This is a genomic window from Spirulina sp. CCNP1310, from assembly GCF_034932185.1.
In the GTDB taxonomy this organism is placed as follows: Bacteria; Cyanobacteriota; Cyanobacteriia; order Cyanobacteriales; family Spirulinaceae; genus Spirulina.
In genome coordinates this window covers 1-21335 of record NZ_JAYGHW010000025.1, presented here as the reverse complement: position 1 = coordinate 21335, position 21335 = coordinate 1, and the positions used below count along the sequence as shown (strand labels likewise).

Annotated in this window: 21 protein-coding genes; 13 read left to right on the top strand and 8 right to left on the bottom strand. The window is 53.8% G+C overall.

Annotated features, from left to right (window positions below):
• Positions 1–243 precede the first annotated feature (243 nt).
• The gene (locus tag VB712_RS07525; RefSeq protein ID WP_323253723.1) at positions 244–1542 is read left to right on the top strand and encodes an adenylate/guanylate cyclase domain-containing protein; all 1299 of its coding nucleotides are present in this window, start codon (positions 244–246) and stop codon (positions 1540–1542) included.
• A 1-nt stretch (position 1543) separates the two neighbouring features.
• Here the strand turns inward: VB712_RS07525 and VB712_RS07520 are convergent, their stop codons facing one another.
• The 3 genes from VB712_RS07520 to def all read right to left on the bottom strand — a co-directional run bounded on the left by VB712_RS07520 (position 1544) and on the right by def (position 3527).
• Positions 1544–2392 (bottom strand): M23 family metallopeptidase, encoded by an 849-nt coding sequence (locus VB712_RS07520; RefSeq protein WP_323253721.1) that lies wholly within the window; start codon positions 2390–2392, stop codon positions 1544–1546.
• A gap of 349 nt (positions 2393–2741) precedes the next feature.
• Positions 2742–2945, bottom strand: a complete 204-nt coding sequence (locus VB712_RS07515; RefSeq protein ID WP_323253719.1) for a hypothetical protein — start codon at positions 2943–2945, stop codon at positions 2742–2744.
• Between the two features lie 12 nt (positions 2946–2957).
• Entirely contained in the window at positions 2958–3527 is a 570-nt protein-coding gene (def, locus tag VB712_RS07510; RefSeq protein ID WP_323253718.1) for a peptide deformylase, read from the bottom strand.
• Positions 3528–3749: 222 nt separating this feature from the next.
• On the opposite strand from def, the gene VB712_RS07505 reads away from it, so the two are divergent.
• Positions 3750–4673 carry a hypothetical protein gene (locus VB712_RS07505; RefSeq protein WP_323253717.1) on the top strand — a complete coding sequence of 308 codons (924 nt, stop codon included), beginning with the start codon at positions 3750–3752 and terminating at the stop codon, positions 4671–4673.
• 111 nt (positions 4674–4784) lie between these two features.
• Positions 4785–5552 (top strand): Uma2 family endonuclease, encoded by a 768-nt coding sequence (locus VB712_RS07500; RefSeq protein ID WP_323253715.1) that lies wholly within the window; start codon positions 4785–4787, stop codon positions 5550–5552.
• Between the two features lie 182 nt (positions 5553–5734).
• Here the strand turns inward: VB712_RS07500 and rph are convergent, their stop codons facing one another.
• Entirely contained in the window at positions 5735–6460 is a 726-nt protein-coding gene (gene rph / locus VB712_RS07495) for a ribonuclease PH (RefSeq protein WP_323253713.1), read from the bottom strand.
• 101 nt (positions 6461–6561) lie between these two features.
• Here rph and VB712_RS07490 point away from each other — a divergent pair, with 101 nt between their 5' ends.
• From VB712_RS07490 to VB712_RS07470, 5 genes are all read left to right on the top strand, one after another.
• Positions 6562–7695, top strand: coding sequence for a serine hydrolase domain-containing protein (locus VB712_RS07490; RefSeq protein WP_323253711.1), 1134 nt, complete (start codon positions 6562–6564; stop codon positions 7693–7695).
• A gap of 197 nt (positions 7696–7892) precedes the next feature.
• Positions 7893–9668, top strand: a complete 1776-nt coding sequence (locus tag VB712_RS07485) for a tetratricopeptide repeat-containing serine protease family protein (protein WP_323253709.1) — start codon at positions 7893–7895, stop codon at positions 9666–9668.
• A 40-nt stretch (positions 9669–9708) separates the two neighbouring features.
• The gene (locus VB712_RS07480; protein ID WP_323253707.1) at positions 9709–9858 is read left to right on the top strand and encodes a ribbon-helix-helix domain-containing protein; all 150 of its coding nucleotides are present in this window, start codon (positions 9709–9711) and stop codon (positions 9856–9858) included.
• A gap of 157 nt (positions 9859–10015) precedes the next feature.
• On the top strand, positions 10016–10369 hold the full coding sequence (locus VB712_RS07475; RefSeq protein ID WP_323253705.1) for a hypothetical protein: 354 nt from the start codon (positions 10016–10018) through the stop codon (positions 10367–10369).
• Positions 10356–10529: a hypothetical protein gene (locus VB712_RS07470; RefSeq protein ID WP_323253703.1), complete on the top strand. Its 174-nt coding sequence runs from the start codon at positions 10356–10358 to the stop codon at positions 10527–10529. Before VB712_RS07475 ends, VB712_RS07470 begins: the two co-directional genes overlap by 14 nt.
• Before the next feature lie 23 nt (positions 10530–10552).
• Here the strand turns inward: VB712_RS07470 and VB712_RS07465 are convergent, their stop codons facing one another.
• The 4 genes from VB712_RS07465 to psaC form a co-directional block, all read right to left on the bottom strand.
• Complete coding sequence (locus tag VB712_RS07465; RefSeq protein ID WP_323253701.1) at positions 10553–11155, bottom strand: COP23 domain-containing protein; 603 nt, start codon at positions 11153–11155, stop codon at positions 10553–10555.
• Between the two features lie 107 nt (positions 11156–11262).
• Complete coding sequence (hflX, locus tag VB712_RS07460) at positions 11263–12930, bottom strand: GTPase HflX (protein WP_416236285.1); 1668 nt, start codon at positions 12928–12930, stop codon at positions 11263–11265.
• A 7-nt stretch (positions 12931–12937) separates the two neighbouring features.
• Positions 12938–13084 carry a hypothetical protein gene (locus VB712_RS07455; protein ID WP_323253697.1) on the bottom strand — a complete coding sequence of 49 codons (147 nt, stop codon included), beginning with the start codon at positions 13082–13084 and terminating at the stop codon, positions 12938–12940.
• Between the two features lie 320 nt (positions 13085–13404).
• Positions 13405–13650, bottom strand: coding sequence for a photosystem I iron-sulfur center protein PsaC (gene psaC, locus VB712_RS07450; RefSeq protein ID WP_071777200.1), 246 nt, complete (start codon positions 13648–13650; stop codon positions 13405–13407).
• 368 nt (positions 13651–14018) lie between these two features.
• Here psaC and VB712_RS07445 point away from each other — a divergent pair, with 368 nt between their 5' ends.
• The 5 genes from VB712_RS07445 to VB712_RS07425 all read left to right on the top strand — a co-directional run bounded on the left by VB712_RS07445 (position 14019) and on the right by VB712_RS07425 (position 21154).
• Positions 14019–14417: a GPW/gp25 family protein gene (locus tag VB712_RS07445; RefSeq protein ID WP_323253695.1), complete on the top strand. Its 399-nt coding sequence runs from the start codon at positions 14019–14021 to the stop codon at positions 14415–14417.
• A 15-nt stretch (positions 14418–14432) separates the two neighbouring features.
• Entirely contained in the window at positions 14433–16619 is a 2187-nt protein-coding gene (locus VB712_RS07440) for a putative baseplate assembly protein (protein ID WP_323253693.1), read from the top strand.
• Between the two features lie 95 nt (positions 16620–16714).
• Entirely contained in the window at positions 16715–17788 is a 1074-nt protein-coding gene (locus VB712_RS07435; protein WP_323253691.1) for a phage tail protein, read from the top strand.
• Between the two features lie 27 nt (positions 17789–17815).
• Complete coding sequence (locus tag VB712_RS07430; protein WP_323253689.1) at positions 17816–19117, top strand: hypothetical protein; 1302 nt, start codon at positions 17816–17818, stop codon at positions 19115–19117.
• A 135-nt stretch (positions 19118–19252) separates the two neighbouring features.
• Positions 19253–21154, top strand: coding sequence for a cyclic nucleotide-binding domain-containing protein (locus VB712_RS07425; protein WP_323253687.1), 1902 nt, complete (start codon positions 19253–19255; stop codon positions 21152–21154).
• Positions 21155–21335: the final 181 nt, after the last annotated feature.

Genomic DNA, 21335 nt, shown 5'->3' with positions numbered 1-21335 from the left:
TTCTCACCGCCTCGTCTATGGCGCTGAATTGCTGGGGCTTTCCGTAGGCTTTAAACTCTAGTACAATCATGGCTATATCCTAGCACACAATATAAGCCGCCCTGCAAGGACGGCGACTCAAGTCGCCGTGTCGTCTTTCATCCCCGCGCTAAAGCAACGTTGCTCTAAGACTCCCGCACTATTTTCGTAATTGGCATTCTGGGAATGCGGTAGAGTGAAGTGATTCTTCCTGATTTGCAAACCATGTCGCTTCCACGGCTGCAATTCCCATGGCGGCAAAAATTGCGGGCCTTGATTGTGCGGCCCCAGGAATCTGCCTTTGCAGACTATGGCGCATGGTCTCAATTTTTCTTTAAAAAACGCCTGATTCTGGGGTTGAGTTTAGCCTTAACCTATTTCACCGCCATTAGTGGCGTGATTGCCTGGGCGATTTATACCGGGCATCAAACCAACCTGTTTCAGTTGGCCTACCACGTCCTCACCGCGATCATTATGGCCGTTGCCCTCTGGGCCGTGCGGCGATCGCGAAAACCTTGGCATCTCACCCTAAGCTTTTTTATCCTCTGTTGGGGGATTTCCATCGTCACCAACTTTCCTAGGGGTTGGGATGATGTGATTAAACCGGATTACAAGGCTTGGACGTTCGGTTTTTTTAGCATTGCGGCGATTATTCCCTTCCATTGGCCATTTCACCTCATTTCCCACTTGGGAGCCTATATTTACTACTTTTTAATCAATTACTATTTAGGCAATCTTTTAATTCCTGAGGATACCGATCCCTTTACGTTCTTTTTTGATTTAGCTTGGCTTTCAGCATTGCCGGTGTTTGCGGTGCATCTCTATGAAGAACTGTCGAAGCTGGAATTTACCACCCGGCGGGCGTTGCGGGAGGAGAAACAACGCTCCGAGCAGCTATTGCTGGATATTTTGCCGGTGGCGATCGCCCACCGCCTCCGCAACGAACGCACCACCATCGCCGACGGGTTTGAAGATGTCACCGTCCTTTTTGCGGACTTGGTGGGGTTTACGGAATTTTCCCAAGAATTAACCCCCCATCGGGTTGTGACGCTGTTAAACGATATTTTTTCCCGGTTCGATCGCCTCACCCGCACCTACCAACTGGAAAAAATCAAAACCATTGGCGATGCCTATATGGTCGTGGGGGGTGTGCCGGATCCCTGTCCTGACCATGCCCAACGGGTGGCGGCGATCGCCCTCGCCATGCAGCAGGAAATTGAGCAATTCAATCAATCCTCCCCCTCTCCCCTGAAAATGCGCATTGGCATCCATACCGGCCCCGTCGTCGCGGGGGTGATTGGCCTCCATAAGTTTGCCTATGATCTTTGGGGGGATACCGTCAACACCGCCAGCCGTATGGAATCCCACGGCCTACCGGGGAAAATTCAAATTAGCCAACAAACCTACAGCCAGATCAAAAATATTTACACCTGCCAACCCCGTGGTTATATCCACGTTAAGGGCAAGGGGGAAATGTTCACCTACTGGCTTTTAGAGCCTAGCGGTTTTTTAGAGGCAATCTAGCCTACTCCAAGGGCGGAATATGGATGAGGGGATCTTGGGCTACCCAGCCAATGGGGGCCTCTTGGCGGACTTCAAAATGGAGATGGGGCGCAGCGATATCCGGACGGCCCGTTTGGCCCAGGGTGGCGATCGCCTCCCCTCCCCGCACCCCCTGCCCCACCGTTACCAAAATCTCCGCCAAATGGGCATAACGGGTTTGCCGGCCCTGGCCATGGTTCAGAATCACCACATGACCATAGGCCCCCTCCTGACCCACAAAGGCCACCACGCCCCCATCGGCGGCTAATACCGTCGTTCCCACTGGGGCCAAGAAATCCACGCCACTGTGAAACGTCGGTTGCTCCGCTGTGGGTGTGGCCTGATACCAGCCATAGGTGAGGCCCACCGTCGCCGGTTGCGGCAGCGGAAAGAAGGGCAAACCCGTATAGGTATCGAGGGGATTTTGCACTTCTCCCCCCCGCTGCCCCGGAATAAACGCCGATCGCCCCGGCGCAATGCAACCATTGATCTCAAACAACAGATCCGCCCGCGTCCCATGGGCAGTAGCTAAATCCTGCCAAGTTGCCCCTGGGGGAACGGTGACGGGAAAGCCATTAAAGGGGGGAATCGTCAATTGTTGCCCCGCCGGAATTGGCCCAGGGCGAAGGTTGTAATTGAAGTTGATCAGGGTTTGGGGGAGGAGGCGATACCGTTGGGCCACACTGGCCAGGGTTTCGCCGGGTTGCGTTCGATGGCTTTGGAGTCGTTCCAGTACCGGGGGTAAACAGATGGGATCAGCCTGGGCCAAACTGGGAAGGGGTAAACCCACTAGAGCAAGGATAACGAGGAGAGGGGTAAAACGAGGAACCATGGAAAGCTACCAAATTAAACGTCATCACGGGATCAGTCTTGGTCTGAGGCTGTATGATCCCCCCGGCTACGCCGACCCCCTTAATAAGGGGGTTGATTTTAGAAGGGGTTAAGTTCAGAACCCCCCTTTTCAAGGGGGGCAGGGGGGATCCCACTTCGTTTTAAGACTCACGATCCCCCCGGCTACGCCGACCCCCTTAATAAGGGGGTTAAGTTCAGAACCCCCCTTTTTAAGGGGGGCAGGGGGGATCCCACTTTGCCTAGACTCACGATCCCCCCGGCTACGCCGACCCCCTTAATAAGGGGGTTAAGTTCAGAACCCCCCTTTTTAAGGGGGGCAGGGGGGATCTCTACTTTTGATTCGCCTTCGTATCCTGCACCGCTGCCCAAAATAGTAGCCCCGTAATCGGAATACTGAGGACAAGGATAGCAGCCGTCACTGTCGTGCCATAGGTGGGATTGCCATAGCCCAACTCAAACACAGAACCCACCGCAGCGATCGCACTCACACAACAAAGGGCTAAATATAGCCCACTTTTCGGGGTCATACCCATGGGATTATTCTCCTACCCTGCCTTTACAGGTTGTACCGCACTAATGGCGAAATTATTTTTCTTTAATTCTGTGGCTAAGACTAAACTATTCTCGACGCGATCGACAAACAGCACGCCATTGAGGTGATCCATCTCATGCTGAATCACCCGCGCCAGCAGCCCCTTCGCCTGAATCCGTTGGGGGCGACCCTGTTCATCTTTAAACGTCACCTCCACCTGTTGAGGGCGGGTGACATCGAGATAAACCCCCGGAATACTGAGGCAGCCCTCTTCCGCATCGCAGACTTCCGGGCTACTGCTGACAATTTTCGGGTTAATTAAAACCAGCGGGGGATGATCGGGGTTGTTGGGTTCACAGTCAATGACGATTAACTGTTTATGAATGCCCACTTGGGGAGCCGCCAAGCCAATGCCATCGGAACTGTACATGGTTTGCAGCATTTCCCGCGCCAGTTGGCGGATGCTCTCATCCACCTTCGTAATCCGCTTGGCGGGTTGGCGTAAAACCCGTTCTCCGAGGTAATGGAGGTCTAGGGGAGGTTTGGCGAGTTTCTCTTTTTCAACAACAACGGTGGCAACCATACGCGCTTCAGACCCAGATCAACATGAATAAATATTGCTTCTGATCTTAACAGTTGTTTGCGAAGGTCTGGGAGATTGACGGCAACCGGCGGCAACCGCTTGAATTTTCTTGGGTTTGGGTGATCTTCCCTGGGCTAATTGAGCGACCTGCCCATGGCCCCATCGGGGGCAAAAATTTAGCGGTTATGATCGCGAAGCAAACTTTGCTCTCTGTGATTTGCCATGGGATTCAAATTGTTTCAACGTTTCAGTTTATGCCTGCTGGGGTGTTTAACGGTGGTGATGGTGAGTGGGGGCATGAGGGCTATTGCCCAAAATGTGCCGCTCCCGGAGGCCCCCCCAGCATCGGAAATCCGCGAACCCGAACCCCCCGCCCCGGCGATTGGTTGGGAATTCATCGGTAGCCGCACCCTCAACGCTGCCACCATTGAAGAAATTGAATATACGGGCCAATGCCCTGGGGAAGAGGTGGGCAGCATTCGCGCCAGCTTTACCTCGGAGCAAAATCCCCCTGCGCCCCGCCATCGCGTTATTGTCCGCAACATGACCCGTGGTGTAGAAAGCGACCCCGCCCCCTTTACGAATCGGGAATACGATACGGGGCGCTCTTCAGAGGCGACGGTGATGCGCTTTGGCACGGAACACAGCGGCCGGTTTTTCCATGTGCTCCCCGGTGAAAACCAGTTTGAGTATGAAATTTTAGAGCGTCGTCGGCCCGTGGCCACGGGGCAATTTACCGCGACGATTCAACGCCAACTGCGCCAAATTGAACGCAATGCGGAATGGAAGCGCGATCGCGTCTGTGCCAACAGTAGCGTTTCCTTGGGGGTTTGTGCCGATATTCGCGATCGCGAACAACTCACCTGTCCCAATCGTGTCCTCGAAACCCATCTGTTCCCCAATAACCTCAACGTGATCACCGCCATCCACAATCGCACCGGCCAAGTGATCAATTTCAGCGTTAATAACCGGATGACGCAGCTTTTCCCCGGCTCCTACACCAACATCACCGACAGTTCTCTCACGGTGCAATACCAGAAGGCCGATGGCACGATGCAACGGGAAAACCTCACCCGTGGCACGCGCTATCAATTCTATGAATCCGGGGGACAGTTGCGCTTTGGTAGTTATTCCCAATCCTATTAAAGGAAATTTGCCCCCAACCCAGCCCTGATCCCGCCCGTCAAGGCTGGGGTGATCATCGCCCCCCTCCCCAAACCTTGCCATAATAGATGCAGTCGCAACAACTCCTGTACTATGACTATCTCCGTTGAGCGCCCCATTCTTTACCCCGATTCTGACGGCCAACCCATGGCAGACAACACCCGCCAGTTCCAATGGATTGTTCTGATTAAAGAGAATTTAGAATGCTGCTTTGCTGAACACCCCGATGTCTTCGTCGCGGGCGATCTACTCTGGTATCCCGTTGAAGGAGAGCCAAAAATTCGCATTGCTCCCGATGTCTTTGTCGTGTTTGGGCGGCCCAAAGGTCATCGCGGTTCCTATCGGCAATGGGAAGAAAGCCATATTGCCCCGCAAGTCGTCTTTGAAATCCTCTCACCGGGGAATCGCATCCAGGAAATGGTTAATAAACAGCGATTTTATGAACGCTACGGTGTGGAGGAATACTACATCTACGACCCCGATCGCCATCATTTCAACGTCCTGCAACGCCAAGGGGGAGAACTCAACGCCCTGGAGGAGATTGACCAATGGACAAGCCCCCGCTTAGGGATTCATTTTGAGTTCACCCCCGAAGCCCTGACGCTTTACCGCCCCGATGGGGAAAAATTCCTCACGACGATTGAACTGGCAGCGGAACGCACCGCCGCCCAGGAAGCTGCCCTCGCCGCCCAAGCTCTTGCCACAACGGAACAGCAAAGGGCTGAGGCTGAACGCCAACGGGCTGAGGCTGAACGCCAACGGGCCGAGGCTGAACGTCAACGGGCCGAAGCCGAACGCCAACGGGCGGAACGATTAACCGCCCAACTCCGCGCTCTAGGGATTGAGCCAGAGCTTTCCTAGGGAATCCAGTGGCGATCGCCGCTCTAGGGACGTTGGCGTAATATGGCATCCGCTTAATCAGATTGTGTAGAGCTTATCGGTGGTGTAAGGGCGAAAGATTTTTCGCCCCTACGCAGATCCAACGATACAACCGGATTTCATATAAGCCTGCTGGAGGCACAAAAATTTTTCGCCCTCCCCCCTTAAGGCATAGACTTGAGGGCTTCCTGTTGGGCAATCAGTAGGGTTTGAATCCCCCCTTGGGCCACATCGAGGAGGCGATCGAGTTGAGCGCGGCTAAAACTCCCCGATTCTGCCGTCCCTTGAATCTCAATTAAATCCAAATTGCCCGTCATCACCACATTGCAATCAATATCGGCGGCTATATCTTCGGGATAGTTCAAATCTAATAGGGTGCGATCGCCCATTAACCCCACCGACACCGCCGCCACGGGGTAACGGATCGGCCATTGGGTTAATTCTCCCTGTTTTTGCATCTGACGCAGGGCCAAAACTAGGGCCACATAGCCGCCGGTAATTGAAGCGGTGCGCGTGCCTGCATCCGCCTGCAATACATCGCTATCAACGGTAATCGTATAGGGGCCAAGCTGCTCCAAATTGAGGGCAGCGCGGAGGCTCCGGCCAATCAGCCGTTGAATTTCTTGGGTGCGGCCGCTCAATTTTGCCCATTCGCGGGACTGTCGTTGGGGTGTAGCACTGGGGAGCATCCGGTATTCAGCGGTGAGCCAACCTTGGCCCGTGCCTTCTAAAAATTTCGGTACACCAGGACTTACCGTAGCAGTACAAAGGACTTGGGTTTGGCCGCAATGAATGCGGACAGAACCGGCAGCAAATTGGGTAAAGTTAAGATCAAACTGAATGGGCCGCAGTTCGGTATCAGTGCGGTGGTCAGAACGTTGCCAAGTCATGGGATGGTTCGCGGGGGGCAGGTCGCCTTTAGCTTACCGGAAAAATCTCAGCATAATGGAGATAACCCACTTCCCACTTCCCACTTTTCTTAAAATTTGCTATGAATCTCAAATCAAGAGCGATCGCCCCCCTATTGATGACCCAACTTTGTCTATTGAGCAGTTTAGGGTTATCCAGTTGTGCCGCCCTACCCTTAAGGACATCAGAGCCTGAATTGGTCAGTTTATCGGAGCTTGCGATTGGAGATCAGACGACAGCGGCCATTGATCGCCTCGTCACCGATAGCCTTTGGGACAATGGCCCCGGTGTTGCCGTGTTGATTCTCAATGATGGGGAAATCTGGCAAAAGGGCTATGGTTTTAGCAATGTGCTGGAGCGGCGACCCATTACGCCAGATACGGTGTTTGATTTGGCTTCGGTGTCGAAACAAATGACGGCGATGGGGATTTTAATCCTCATGGAGGCGGGGGAGTTGGCGTTAGAGGATGCGGTGAGTGATCATGTGCCGGATTTTGTCGATCCGAACCCCGATGATCCGATTTTAATCACCGATTTGCTCTATCACACTTCAGGGTTAGCGGATTATACAGGTGGGGCTTGGGAGGGAACCGATGAGGAGTTTGCTCGTTTAACGGTTGAGGATCATTTGCAATGGTTGAATGAGCAGGAAACGGAGGGCGATCGCGGTGTTGAATTTGAATACAACAATAGTGGTTATGCCTTGTTAGCGTTAATCATTGAACGGGTTTCGGGGCAATCTTTTGCGGAGTTTATGGCGGATCAAATCTTTATTCCTTTGGGGATGAATGATACTTTAGTGTTTACAGAGTTAGGGCAACGGATCCCCAATCAGGCTGAGGGTTATATCGTTTCCAAAAAAGGGAATGTAAATCAATCGACATTGCCTTCAGTCATTGTCGGGGATGGCAATATTTTTAGTTCAGTGATCGATTTAGCCCGTTATGATCAAGCCTTACGCAATGGCGATCTGGTGGATGCGGAAACCCTAGAATTAGCCTTTACGCCGGGGGCTTTGGATGATGGGGAAACCTTTCCCTATGGTTTGGGGTGGGAGGTGAGTGAGGACTATGTGGAGCATAGTGGTGGTTGGTATGGCACTAGCACTTTTTATCGCCATTATACGGAGATGCCGCTGACGATCATTGTGTTGTCTAATGATGAAAATTATGAGGTGAATGAGTTGGTGGATAATCTGGCGGAGTTGTTACGGTAATCCTAATAGTGGGGGCGAAAAATTTTTGTGCCTCTGGCAGGCTTACGCCAACGCCCCTACGTTGATCGACTTTCGCCCTTCTCTGAAGCTGTGGGAGGGGGGTGTGGCTCGGTTTATGAAGATTGTGTGATGGCTGATGTAGCACGGGGAAAAACTTCTAATATTGTGAGTTGTAGGGTTTCACGGGTTGAGTGGCTATGGTGTGGCAGTCAGTGTGGACGGGTTTGGGTGGTTTGATGGTGTTGGTTGTGGCGGGGTGTGTTACAAAGGCCCCACTGCCGCCTGATCCTGATCAAATTAAGCCGAGTGTGGTGCGGATTACCTACGGGGATCAGCGGGGGCAGGGGACGGGGTTTATTATTGCGGGGGAGGCGGGGGTTTGTACGGTGGCGACCTCGGCTCATGTGGTGAAGCCGAGTGATTTGATTTCGATTTGGCCCCATGATGTGGATGCGGTGAGTCCGGGGGGATTTCCGGCGCGGGCGGTGCAGTCGTCGCTGAATGGGATGGATTTGGCGATTATTACGTTTGATGCGCCGGGGGAGGGCTGTCCTTATGCGGCGTTGCCTTTGGGGGATTCGAGTTTGGTGAAGGTGTTGGATCCGTTGTATCTGTTTGGTTTTCCGGATGGGGGTGAGAAGGCACTCTATCAGCAGCAGGTGGTTGATGGCAAAATTTCGGGGGTGGATGGGGGGAATGCGGAGGGGTATGACATCACTTATACGAGTACGTCGGCGGCGGGGATGAGTGGGGGGCCGTTGGTGAATATGTCGGGTGAGGTGATTGGGCTACATGGTCAGGAGGAGGGGGATTTTCGGTTGGCGGTTCCGATTGCGAAGTTACAGGGGGAGTTGGCGGCGATGTTGGCGCAGTTGCCGGTGGTGGCTGAGGGGACGGCGCAGGCTTTGTATGAGCAGGGAACAGCGTTGCTCAATGAGAAGAAATATCAAGAGGCTTTACCGTATTTTGCGCGGGCAATTGATCTCCGGCCGAATGATGCCTTGACCTGGTTTCAGCAGGGTTTTGCGTTAGTAGAGTTAGAGAAATACGAAGATGCGATCGCCTCCTATGACAAAGCCATTGCAATTAATCCTGATTATGCTAACGCTTGGTATAACCGTGGCGTTTCGTTATATGAGTTAGAGAAACACGAAGAAGCGATCGCCTCCTATGACGAAGCGATCGCCATTAATCCCGATTATGCTAGCGCTTGGTATAACCGTGGCAATTCGTTACGCAAGTTAGAGAAATACGAAGAAGCTATCGCCTCCTATGACAGAGCGATCGCCATTAATGAAGCTTATGCTGATGCTTGGTCTAACCGTGGCGTTTCGTTATATGAGTTAGAGAAATACGAAGATGCGATCGCCTCCTATGACGAAGCGATCGCCATTAATCCCGATTATGCTGATGCTTGGTATAACCGTGGCATTTCGTTACACAATTTAGGGAAATACGAAGACGCGATCGCCTCCTATGACAAAGCGATCGCCATTAATGAAAATTATGCTGATGCTTGGATTAACCGTGGCATTTCGTTACGCAATTTAGAGAAATACGAAGATGCGATCGCCTCCTATGATAGAGCGATCGCCATTAATCCTGATTATGCCAATGCTTGGGTTGCCCGTGGCAATTCGTTACGCAATTTAGAGAAATACGAAGAAGCGATCGCCTCCTATGACGAAGCGATCGCCATTAATGAAGCTTATGCTGATGCTTGGTATGGCCGTGGCTTTACGTTAGCAGCGTTAGAGAAATACGAAGAAGCGATCGCCTCCTATGACGAAGCGATCGCCATTAATCCTGATTTTGATGCAGCTTGGAATAATCGCGCCCACGCTCTCAGAAATGCAGAACGTTATCAGGAAGCTCTTGAATCAGTTGATAAAGCTCTTCAAATTAATCCAAATAATACAAACGCCCAAAACAACCGCAAAACCATCCTTCAAAAACTCAACCCCTCCCCCTAACCCCCTCTAACCGCAAAATCATCCAACACATCCAAAACCCATGCAAATCACCCTCAACGAACAACAAACACAATTCATCACCACCCAACTCGCCAGCGGCAACTTCACCCACCCCGAAGAAATCGTCACCACCGCCTTTAAACTCCTCGAAAAACTCCAAGCCGAATATACAGACTGGCTCACCTGGTAAAATCTTTTAACACTTTCAATGTGCTAAAGGAGAATGAATGACAAAGCCAAAACCCCGCATCTACGTTGACACCTCTGTAATTGGTGGATGTCACAATGCAAAAGTTGGTGATGATTCAAATCGCCTGATTCATGCTATTGAACAAGGCAAAATCACGATGCTATTAAGTGACTTAGTACTTCTAGAAATCACCAATGCCCCCGAACCTGTCCAAGCCGTTTTGCTCAAAATTCCAGAAACTAGCATTGAATACATTCCCCTCACAGAAGAAATTCTAGAACTCCAAAACGCCTACATCAACGCTGGCATCGTCAACGCAAAATCACTCAATGACGCGGGTCACGTTGCCGCCGCCACCATTGCCCGTGCTGATGCGATTGTGTCCTGGAATTTTACCCACATTGTTCGGCTCGGCAAGATTCGCGGCTACAATCAAGTTAACTTCGCTAATGGCTACGGACAGCTAACAATCATCTCACCCCAAGGAGTACACACCGATGAAAACAACTAAGCTCAATTTTGACTTCATGGCCCACCGTGAACAGTGCAACATCCAAACCTATCAAGCCGTTCACGGTAAACCCTACAGCGATCAACTTAACTATTATCGTGAGCAAATTGCCCAGAGCCGACTCGCTCAACTTTGGCAATCACTCAATCACAAAGCCTAATCAATCCTCCGCCAACAAACCCGTTAACGGAATACTCGCCGGTTGCTCCACCATCCCCACCATCCCCCACCATCTTCACCATCCAACAAACCCGTTAACGGAATACTCGCCGGTTGCTCCACTGTAATCTCCGCCGAACTTTGATAACTGGCCGGATTCCCCGGCATCAACGCCTTCGCCACCCGCTGCAACGCCGCCATTGCCTCCGTCTCATCCCCCGGCATAAGCGTCACCACCAACGAACAATTTTGCGAGATCTTCGTCCGCGCACAAATCACCCATTGCTCCGGCGTATTCGCATCCGGACGATAGTCAAACGAAACTAACCCCTCATCATTATAGGTATTCATGCGATTAGCAATCTTAAAACAACGATCATCTGTATTCCAATCGTCGCCCATCTCCTCCACCATGTATAACCACTCCTTCGACGACTTACCCGGCCTTTCATACAACACCGTCCAAACCTGCTGACCCGTCTCAGAATTCGGGTCAGGTCGTAACGCACAAATAAACTGACTCTGCGGCGAAACCTGTAACGGCACTCGCCCCGAATACATTGTCCAACCGAATGTCAACGCGCTCAACACCAAACCCGCGATCGTCAATGGTTTTTCTGCCGCCATGATTCCCCAGGGAAATATTCATTTGAGAAAACTACAGTCCCAACCCATTTTATTCCATAAGCCAGGAAAACAGTTGCATCGTAGGGGTAGAACCTGATTGTTGATCCCTACACCAACGCCAACAACCGTTGGCGCAACGTCTCAAAACCAATGCGCTCCCGGGCCGCCACATAGACCGCATCCGGATAGAGACTTTTCGCCAATTCCAGCGTTTCGCTCTCCACTTGATCCAACTTATTAAACGCCAACAACGTCGGCCCCGGTGTGATTTCCATCTCCCCAATAATCCCCTCCACCGCCTTAATCTGACTCTGCCAAGCCGGATGGGAGAGATCCACCACATGGAGCAACCCATCCGCCTCCGTTACCTCCTCCAATGTGGCCCGAAAAGCATCAATCAGCGCCGGGGGTAATTCATGGATAAAGCCGACGGTATCCGTGAGTAGGAGCATTGACCGCGTGCCATCTTCGTTGTCAATGACCAAGCGGCGCGTCGTGGGGTCGAGGGTGGCAAACAGTTGATCAGCAGTGTAGACCGTCGCATTGGTGAGGGCGTTGATCAGCGTCGATTTCCCCGCATTTGTGTAACCAACGATCGCCACCGTTGGCACCTCCTGCTTTTGCCGCTGTTGACGCATCCGGGAACGATGGGCTTGGAGTTCGTTCACTTCCTTTTGTAAACGGTTGAGACGGCGTTGAATCGTGCGCCGCTCCGTTTCCAGCTTCGTTTCCCCTGGCCCCCGCGTCCCGATTCCCCCCCCTAGGCGGGACATGGCTTGACCCCGCCCCGTGAGCCGGGGGAGTTGATATTCCAACTGGGCTAACTCCACTTGCAATTTCCCCGCTTGGGATTGGGCCCGCTGGGCGAAAATATCGAGGATCACTTCCGTGCGATCCACGACGCGCAAACCAATGCGCTGCTCTAAATTGCGGGTTTGGGCAGGGGAAAGATCCCGATCAAACACGATTAAATTCGCCCCCAAGGTTTGGGCCGCCATGGCAATATCCTGCACCTTCCCCGCTCCTACCACGGTTTGGGGGTGAGGGCGCGATCGCTTCTGGATCACCGTCTCCAGCACCTCCCCCCCAGCAGTATCCACCAAGCGGCTCAGTTCTTGCAGGCGATCGGCAATGCCTTGGCCCTTTTGCTCCCCGGTATCGAGGCCGATTAAGATGATGCGATCGTGATCCTGATCCACATCTTGGCCAGTGAAATCCCGCTCAAACTCCGTTTCTAACCCTTCTACCAGGGCGAGAAAATCCTGCTCCACCAAGGTATCCAAATCGATGGCGGGGGATAAAGACCAGGGGGAATCCGCACCCTGGGGCAGTAAATGGGCCAAATAGGCCACATCCACATAACCCGTTGCCCCCCCGCCGCGCCGCTCAAACCCCTGCCCCGTCAAGGTCAGCATCATCAAGGCATCTAAACGCTGTAACACCATGGCGGTGAGGTGGGCCTCACTGGGAAATGTGCCGGGGCCATTGGTGGCAATGCAGCGAATCCCGCAGAGGCGTTTGGCCCCATAGCGGGGCAATTCCAGGGGGGGGATCTGGGTTTGATGGGGAAAGCCAATGCCGACGCGGATCACCTGGCCCCGGCGATTGATATAGGTGCAAAGGGGTTGGTTCAGATCAGTGCTGATGGCCGCTAGCCGTTGGGCAAACTCTGCTGTGGTGAGGCGGTCTTGGGGGAGCCGCTGCTGATAGAGTCGCCCTAACTGCTTGAGTTGGTTAGGTTTGAGGCCTTGGATGTTGCCGTGGATCGTATCGATGGTGGGTTTAGCAATGAGACGGTACAAAACATTGTACCCAGAGATTCCGCCCTTGGCCAGGATGGGGGCGATCGCCCTGGTGGAAATCCTCCCCGGTCATCCCCGCTAAAATAGGCGCAAAGATTTGCGGCACCGTTGTATCAAGGATAAACATGGGGTCAAAACTGCGGAGTTGGGGCTATGCCCTAGGGATGGCGGTGGCCTTTGGGGTCGTTAATCAATAGGGGATTTGGTGTTGCCCGCTGCCTTGTTTGAACTGAGCCGGGGATATTTAGCGGTGTTGGGGGCGATCGCCCCTTCCCCCATCTCCCAAAAGTTTAGGGCTGTGCGCCTTCGGCATTTACCTCATGCACCTGAGCGCCCGTCCACCCTTGGCGAAATGGCTCTTGGGGGGCTAAATAACGAAGGGTAGCAACCACGCTCATAAAAACGCGATTCCTACCCTTAAAATTTGGAAACCTGGATGACAGGAGCTTAGTAGGCCAAGCCCATACTGCGGGTCGTCTCGGCTCCTAGATACACTCGAACGCTGAGGAAGTCGGTGGGGCAAGCCGTTTCGCAACGTTTGCAGCCGATGCAATCCTCGGTACGCGGGGATGATGCGATTTGGGAAGCTTTGCAGCCGTCCCAAGGCACCATTTCGAGCACGTCTAGGGGGCAAGCACGGACACACTGTGTGCAGCCGATGCAGGTATCGTAAATTTTTACGCTATGAGACATTAAGGGATCGACTCCTTAGCGAGTGTTCTGTATGTTATGGGGTTATTTTGACTGAACGCAACCGAAGCCTAACACCGACAAGTAGTGTAGTATCGGTTCCCTATCCTGTAACCAGAGAGGGAAGAGCGGCGTTCTCGCCCACTGCCAGAAGCGGCTAGCTTGAGACAGTACCCCAGGCCATTTCTGCCTGTGACTCAAGGCATAGTTTACCCTAGCTCTCTCATTGCACTTGAAAAATAGTCAAGAAGCTTCAAATTCTGTAACACTTTGGCGGCGATCGCTCTCTTTTGGGGCAAAAACTCGACTTTTGGCGAGTAGAGAAATCCCTCGCCCTTCGCTAGAGTGAAGGCTCTCCCTGCCCGTGTCCCATGCCTAATTCCTCAAACCTTGTTGGTTCTAGCCCCGCTTTTCCCCTGCACTGCAATGTTCAGGGCAGTTTACAACTGAGCGATCAACACCACAACATTGAAGAATCGATCTATCTCATCCTGACGACCCGGTTGGGAGAGCGGGTTTACCGTCCCAACTTTGGCTCACGGCTGTCAGAGTTGGTGTTCGCGCCGATGAACAGCCAAACCCTATTATTAACGCGGCTCTATGTCGAGGAGGCGGTGCGCCAGTGGGAACCCCGCATTGAACTCGATGGGGTGTTCACGGAGCCAGACCCGATACGGGGCCGCCTCGATATTACCATCCAATACCATCTGAAAGAGAGACATGATTCTCGCAGCCTAGTCTATCCCTTTTATCTCCTGCCCCCCAACTAAGGCCCCGCCCCCACCATGGAATTTGATTTTCTCCCCAACCTCCCCAAATCGAACCTGGATGACCGCACCTTTGAGGATTTGGTGCAGGAATGCCTGTTGCGGATTCCCCGCTACTGCCCAGAATGGACGAACTTAAACCCCAGTGATCCAGGGATCACGATGGTGGAGTTGTTTGCCTGGCTCACGGATCAGATGCTGATGCGGTTTAATCAGGTGCCGGAGCGTCACTACATCACATTTTTAGAGTTATTGGGGATTCGCTTACAGCCCCCGCGCCCGGCCCAAACCGATGTGACGTTTTATCTCAGTGCCTCTTTACCGGAACCCTATACGATCGCCGCTGGGGTGGAGGTGGCAACGGTGCGCACGGAAAGCGAGGAAGCGGTGGTGTTTAGTACTGATGAACCCTTGACCGTGGGTGTGCCTCGTCTGCGCCATTTACTCACGACCCCGATCGTTGAAGACCGGCCGCAAATTTTGCGCGATCGCCTCAGTGGAACTTGGACAATGCTGCCCACGGGGGATTGGGAGGGGTTGGAACTCAGCCTCTATGAACCGCAGCCGGAGGAGGGGAATTGTTTTTATTTGGTGTTTGAAGGAGAGGGGGCGATCGCCGGCAACGTCATCGCCGTCACTTTCCGAGGGGAAGCCGCCACCGCCACCGGCATTAACCCCGAACAGCCCCCCCGCCATTGGCAGGCTTGGACGGGCAGCCGCTGGGTTCCTATCCTGCTCCAGGAAACCGACGACCACACCGAAGGCTTTAGCTTTAGTGATGTCACCCGCAACGGCGGCAACCCCTTACAAGGGGAAGATGTCATCCTCCATTGTCCCCAGGCCTGGCCCGTGGAAACCTTCGGCACCTATCAAGGGCGATGGGTGCGCTGCGTCTATGAGCGCCAAGCCGCCCAACAGCCGGGCTATCTCAATTCCCCCCGCATTGTCGGCCTAGCTTGCCGTTCCCTCGGCGGAACCACCATCGCCACCCAATCCGCCCGCATTACCCATGAAATTTTGGGGGAAAGTGACGGCACACCGGGGCAGAAATTTACCCTGATGGGCGCACCGATTTTGCCCCGCCGTGAGGGGGAATACCTGCGGGTGACTCCGCCGGGAAGTTTGCCGCAAATTTGGCAGGAAGTGGCGGATTTTGCCGACTCCGGGCCGGGGGATCTCCATTACACCCTTGATTCTCGTACTGGCGAAATTCAATTTGGCCCCCTGATCCAAGAACCGGGGCAACTCCTGGCCCAAACAGCACAATGGCGACAACCGCCGGCCCTGGCCGCCGCTGCTGGAACCGCCCTGGCCACCGCCCCCCGCCAAGGGGAACAACAATATGGCGCAGTTCCCCCCCGGGGCGCAATGCTGACAATGGTGGCCTACCGGACTGGCGGCGGCCAACGGGGCAATGTCAAGCGGGAGACAATCCGGATTGTTAAATCAGCAGTTCCCTATGTAGCCCAGGTGACGAACCACACCGCCGCCCGCGATGGGGCCGATGGGGAGACATTGGAGGGGGCGGTGTTGCGCGTGCCGAAGTTATTGCGCACCCGCGATCGCGCCGTCACCACCGAAGACTTTGAAACCCTCGCATTGCAGGCGGGCCAGGGGGCGATCGCCCGCGCCCGCTGTTTACCCACGATCCGCAAAGAAGATGCCGGAACCGTGCAGTTAGTCCTCGTCCCCAATATTGACGCAGGGGCGATCGCCTCATCGGGAACCGCCCCCGAACAACTCAGCCTCTCCCCCTTCCTAATTGAATCCGTGCTGGGCTACCTCGATGAGCGGCGGTTAATCGGCGTAGAAGTCCGCTGTTGTGAACCCAACTATGTCGGCGTAGGCGTACAGATCGAAGTCGCCCTCGAACCCGAATACCGCGACCCCATCGCCCGCCAGCAGATCCGCCAACGCCTCGAAACCCAACTCTATGAATTCCTCAACCCGATTACCGGCGGCCAAGCAGGGCAGGGTTGGGAATTTGGCCGCCCCGTCTATGCCTCCGACATCATTACCCGTTTTCAGGGTCAAGAAGGAGTACGGTATCTCGGCACATTACAACTGTTTAAGCTGGAACGCCGCGATGGCGAATGGCTCCGCACCCTCCCCCAAGACCCCCAAATCGATCCCGGCCCCCTAGGGTTAATTTGCTCCTGGCGCGATGATAGCCTCCGCTCTAGCCATGTCATCAACATTATTTAGAAGTGAGAAAAGAGAAGTGAGAAAAGAGCAAGTTCCTTCCCACTTCCCACTTCCCACTCCTCACTCCTCACTCCCCTAACTCCTAGTGAGCCATCATGACCCAAACCCGCGACACCTTCCCGATTCAGATTCAACTGACAGCCATGAGCCTGCCAGAGGGTCGCCATCAGCGCATCGGGCAAAGCAAAACAGCGGTGGCCCTCATGGGTGAGGCGGCCCCCTCCTCCCTTACCCGCGAAGGTTGTATTCTCGCCATCTACCCAGGCGAACCCAGTGAACTCTTGGTGCGATTGGAAAACCAAACCGCTGATCCGATCACCATTGAATGGCAAACCCGAGGCGACTTCCCGCCCCAATGGTGTCAGGTGGGGGGGGAAGGGCATCAACTGCCGGGCCATGGCCGGTTGGAAGTGGTGCTGTATTTCCAGATTGCGGCGGATTTTTTTGAAGCCCCCCAGGGGAGACCGGGGGGGCAGCCCTTGCAATTGGACTACCGGGGTCAATTCACCGTCAGCTACAGCACGACAACGACGACCCAAACCTATGAGCAGACCGCTGAGTTTGAATTGTTGGTGCGTCCCCGCAGTCTCTACCTGAACTTTGTCCCCAGCCTCTATCGGGATGTGGATTTTGTCGGGCGATTCTTAAAGATTTTTGAACAAGCATTTGAACCGAACGTTCAAATGCTAAATAGTTTGTGGGCCTATCTTGATCCCCGCACCGCTCCAGATGCACTGTTACCGTTTTTAGCCCATTGGGTAGGCTGGCCGCTGACCTCAAGTTTGAGTTTAGCAAGGCAACGGCGACTGATTGCTGGCGCTCTCCAACTCTATCGTTGGCGGGGTACGAAGCGAGGACTCCGTTATGCTATTCATTTATTTACCGATTTACCACTAGAGGAAGGAGATCGCCCCGCCATTGAAATTACCGAATTGGGAGGGAGAGGGTTGGTTTTGGGAGAAACGCGCTTGGGCCGAGAGGCGATTGTCGGTGGCGGGCAAGCTTACCATTTTTTAGTGCAATTGCGGCCTCCTGATGATTTTACGGTTGATCCTGGTTTAGTGCGTCAGGTGATCGAGCGAGAAAAACCAGCATTTTGTAGTTATGAGTTATACATAAGTGAGATTACGGATGAACATGGGTCTATCAGTGGAAATGGCGCAATGTGACCGAGATGTTAAGGGGATGGCGGCGTGATGTCTAATTGGTCTCCTCCTCCCTTAAAGCCTTTTCAGCGGCTACAAGTGACCGATGGGTTGCTCATGAATGCGGAGCGGTGGCAATTGGCGCACCAATACCACCGTCAACGCCAAGGTTTTCAGTATCAAGCCCTCTATGGTGGGGGCATTGTTCAGGGCTTGGGTGTGCGGGTGATTCCGCCTCCGGCGGCGGTGCGATCGCAGTACCAAGATGGTCGCTGGGTGGAAATTCAGCCGGGGATGGCCATTGATCCCCAGGGTAATTTTATTGTTGTCACCGAGCCGATGTCCTTTCGGTTGGCTTCGGAGAATTTTGGCCGGGAACCCCTGTGGATTTATCTGGTGATTCGCCATGTGGATCCCGATACCCTCAGCCGTCGGTCTGACCTGCCGGTGATTCAGGAAACCTTTCGCATTGATGAAAAAAATACCCTCCCCCAAGGGGTGGATCTCGAACTCTGCCGGATTTTGCTGCCCCCTATGGGTCAGCCGGTGGAGTTGCGTAATGCGTTGGATGTTTTTGATCCGGGGGTGGGGGAGCCGAATTTACTCCACCGTCAGGAGGTGCGATCGCGCCCTCAACATTTCCTCCGCATTGGTTGTTGGGGGGAAAATCCCGATCTACTCACCGCCTGGCAAGATTTAATCACCATTCTGCCTGGCCTTGCTCCCCATCTTGAAATTGAAGCCGCAGCCTTGGGTTTAGAGGGCGAGGGGGAGGCGTTGATGGGCTACGGTCTGCTCTATTGCCAGAACCCCCTCCCTTGGAGCGAAGTCACCCTAGGGGCCTTGGCTCGCCATTGGGAGGCGGGGGGTACTCTTGTTGTGGAGATCACCAATCCGGGAATGGCATTGGCGGAATTGCTGGAGATTTATCGGGATTTGCAGCGGGCGATGAGCGCCGCCGAACAGGATCCCAAACTAGCCACGGTTCGCAGTGACCTTGCTTCAGAATTTCGCGCCATCCAAGGACAACTCATTGCCCAAATCCCCCAAACCCATCCCGATCTGATGGCGTTGGCTAACCAGTTTGGAGCGAGTTTTGTGGCCATTCCCCACAGCCCCCATCCCCTGCGCCGCGCCCCCTTTAGCCTGGCACTCCTGCCGATGATTGAAGGTGAAGCGGTGTTTGTGGCCGCTGCGGGGGGGTTGGTGGTGATTTTTGGCCCCTTAAGTTCTGCTTGGTTGGGCGATCGCCCCTTTCCCTTAGGAAATGCCACCTTCCGCGCCGCCCAAGAATTAGGGGTGAATCTGCTCCATTTTGCCGGGCAACGCCAACAATTGATGCAATCGTGCTGAAGCAGTGAGCAGTGAGGTGTGAGCAGTGAGCAGTGAGCAGTGAAGGAGAACGCTAAACTTCCCGCCATCTTCTCTTTTTGATCCGATGACCTCATTTTTCGCCCTCCCCAACTTTTTCGCCCCCACTCTCCGTTTATGCCCTCTTTTTCCATCCGTCACACGCTACCTGTTTTGATCGTCACCCCGATCTTGGCCACCGTCGTCCTCAGTGGTTTCTTTTCTTACAACAATGGCCGCCGTTCTGTCCAAGCCCTCGCTGAAGATATTAGCCGAGGGGCGACCCGCTCCATTCACCAGTATGTAGGGGCAGTACTGGCCCGGCCGCAAATGCAGTTACGCTCCTTTGTCGTTGGCTATGAAGAACAGGATTTAGCCGACATCCCTGCCATGGAGTTATTCCTGTGGCAACTGACTCAAAAGCCGGGGCTGGTGAAGAATAGCTATTTCGGCACACCAGCGGGGATTTTTCTCGGCATTCTTGAGGTTGATGGCCAGCCCACTCTCCAAATTCGAGATCAAACCACTGCGCCAATGCGGGTGATCTATGCCCTTAATCCCCAAGGAGAACGGCAGAATGTGTTGCGCAGTGGCCTTTATGATCCCCGCGAGCGGCCTTGGTATCAAAAGGTTATGGCATTAGATCAGCCCAATAGTACCTGGAGTGCGGTTTATCCCTACTCCTCAACCCAGGAATTGGGAATTACCGCCGCTGAAGGCCTGTATCGCCCCGATGGTTCCCTATTTGCGGTGTTTGGTATTGATGTGGCCCTCACGGATTTGCAAAAATTCCTTCAGGAGCTAGAGGTGAGTCCTTCCGGGGATGCGTTTATTTTGGAGCGGGATGGGGCGATCGTGGCCACTTCCACCGATGAACCGATGGCGGTTCCCCAGGGTGATGGGTTAGGGCGGGTGATGGCCGATGATCTGGAGAACCCCGCCCATCGTGCTTTGATGGCTCACTTACTCGACTATTACGAGGGCAGTTGGGAGAATGTGGGTCAGGAAGATTTTCTAACTCTGGAGGTGGATGGGGTTCGACGGTTTGTGGGGGTGGAGGGGTTTCAAGATCCCTATGGCTTAGATTGGGTCTTGGTCGTGGCGATTCCGGAAACGGATTTTCAGAATATTATTTTGGCGAATATTCGCTCAACGGCCTGGGTGGGGTTGGTGTTGGCGATCGCCGCCATTGCCATTGGTTTAGGGGTGGCCCGCTGGATTGTGCGCCCCATTGAAAGCTTGAATAATGCGGCGATCGCCATTGAAAATAACCGTTTCCAAGCCTTCACCCTCGACAGCATTGCCCAACGGCAGGACGAATTAGGAACCCTCACCCAAGTCTTTCAACGCATGGGGGCGGTGATTTCCGCCAGTCAAGCCAGCTTAAAGGAACAGATGGGGCAACTGGAGGCGGAGATGGCTCAGGCCAAACGCCAAAATCAGGCCCAAAAGGGCGGTTATACGGTGACGATGATTCAGGAGTTGGTGGGGCGATCGCGCCAACTGCGGGCCGTGATCACCGAGAACAGCACCATCGACCTCCCCACCCTGTTGCGAACCATCCCCTACTTCCAAAACCTGGAGGAGCAGGATCTCCGCGCATTGATTCAGCGGGGCTACCGTCGGACATTCCCCGCCCAAACCATCGTATTTCGGGAGGAAGAGCCAGGGGATTCGTTTTTTGTGATCCTCAATGGTGAAGTGGAAATCTATGTGGAAAAAATTGATAAATTTCTCACCACCTTGAAATCCGGCACGTTTTTTGGTGAACTCTCCTTGCTCCTCGGCATTTCTCGCACCGCCACAGTGCGCACCACCATGGAAACCACCTTTTTTGTCCTTGATCAAGAAGGGCTACGCTTCCTCCTCCAACAACATCAAGACATTGGCGAACATATCGCCCTAGCGCTCCATGTCCACCAAGCCGAACTAGAATCCCGCAAAGATTTGTTGATGGCTGACGAGGCGGAAGCCCAGCGCTTCAGTGAAAATCCCCTGCAATGGATTCGCGGGCGAATGAGCCAATTATTTGGCCCGTAAGCAGAAGAGAGTAGGAAGTAGGGAGTAGGAAGTAGGGAGTAGGAAGTAAAGAGTAGAGATAAAAGAGTAGGGATGTAACCGTTCCCCATTCCCCATTCCCCCTTCCCCATTCCCCATTCCCCATTCCCCATTCCCCATTCCCCATTCCCCATTCCCCATTCCCCATTCCCCACTTCCCACT

Coding starts and splice junctions, on each gene's coding strand:
- VB712_RS07525 (WP_323253723.1), top strand. CDS start 244: ATGTCGCTTCCACGGCTGCAATTCCCATGGCGGCAAAAATTGCGGGCC.
- VB712_RS07520 (WP_323253721.1), bottom strand. CDS start 2,392: ATGGTTCCTCGTTTTACCCCTCTCCTCGTTATCCTTGCTCTAGTGGGT.
- VB712_RS07515 (WP_323253719.1), bottom strand. CDS start 2,945: ATGGGTATGACCCCGAAAAGTGGGCTATATTTAGCCCTTTGTTGTGTG.
- def (WP_323253718.1), bottom strand. CDS start 3,527: ATGGTTGCCACCGTTGTTGTTGAAAAAGAGAAACTCGCCAAACCTCCC.
- VB712_RS07505 (WP_323253717.1), top strand. CDS start 3,750: ATGGGATTCAAATTGTTTCAACGTTTCAGTTTATGCCTGCTGGGGTGT.
- VB712_RS07500 (WP_323253715.1), top strand. CDS start 4,785: ATGACTATCTCCGTTGAGCGCCCCATTCTTTACCCCGATTCTGACGGC.
- rph (WP_323253713.1), bottom strand. CDS start 6,460: ATGACTTGGCAACGTTCTGACCACCGCACTGATACCGAACTGCGGCCC.
- VB712_RS07490 (WP_323253711.1), top strand. CDS start 6,562: ATGAATCTCAAATCAAGAGCGATCGCCCCCCTATTGATGACCCAACTT.
- VB712_RS07485 (WP_323253709.1), top strand. CDS start 7,893: ATGGTGTGGCAGTCAGTGTGGACGGGTTTGGGTGGTTTGATGGTGTTG.
- VB712_RS07480 (WP_323253707.1), top strand. CDS start 9,709: ATGCAAATCACCCTCAACGAACAACAAACACAATTCATCACCACCCAA.
- VB712_RS07475 (WP_323253705.1), top strand. CDS start 10,016: ATGCTATTAAGTGACTTAGTACTTCTAGAAATCACCAATGCCCCCGAA.
- VB712_RS07470 (WP_323253703.1), top strand. CDS start 10,356: ATGAAAACAACTAAGCTCAATTTTGACTTCATGGCCCACCGTGAACAG.
- VB712_RS07465 (WP_323253701.1), bottom strand. CDS start 11,155: ATGGCGGCAGAAAAACCATTGACGATCGCGGGTTTGGTGTTGAGCGCG.
- VB712_RS07455 (WP_323253697.1), bottom strand. CDS start 13,084: ATGTTTATCCTTGATACAACGGTGCCGCAAATCTTTGCGCCTATTTTA.
- psaC (WP_071777200.1), bottom strand. CDS start 13,650: ATGTCTCATAGCGTAAAAATTTACGATACCTGCATCGGCTGCACACAG.
- VB712_RS07445 (WP_323253695.1), top strand. CDS start 14,019: ATGCCTAATTCCTCAAACCTTGTTGGTTCTAGCCCCGCTTTTCCCCTG.
- VB712_RS07440 (WP_323253693.1), top strand. CDS start 14,433: ATGGAATTTGATTTTCTCCCCAACCTCCCCAAATCGAACCTGGATGAC.
- VB712_RS07435 (WP_323253691.1), top strand. CDS start 16,715: ATGACCCAAACCCGCGACACCTTCCCGATTCAGATTCAACTGACAGCC.
- VB712_RS07430 (WP_323253689.1), top strand. CDS start 17,816: ATGTCTAATTGGTCTCCTCCTCCCTTAAAGCCTTTTCAGCGGCTACAA.
- VB712_RS07425 (WP_323253687.1), top strand. CDS start 19,253: ATGCCCTCTTTTTCCATCCGTCACACGCTACCTGTTTTGATCGTCACC.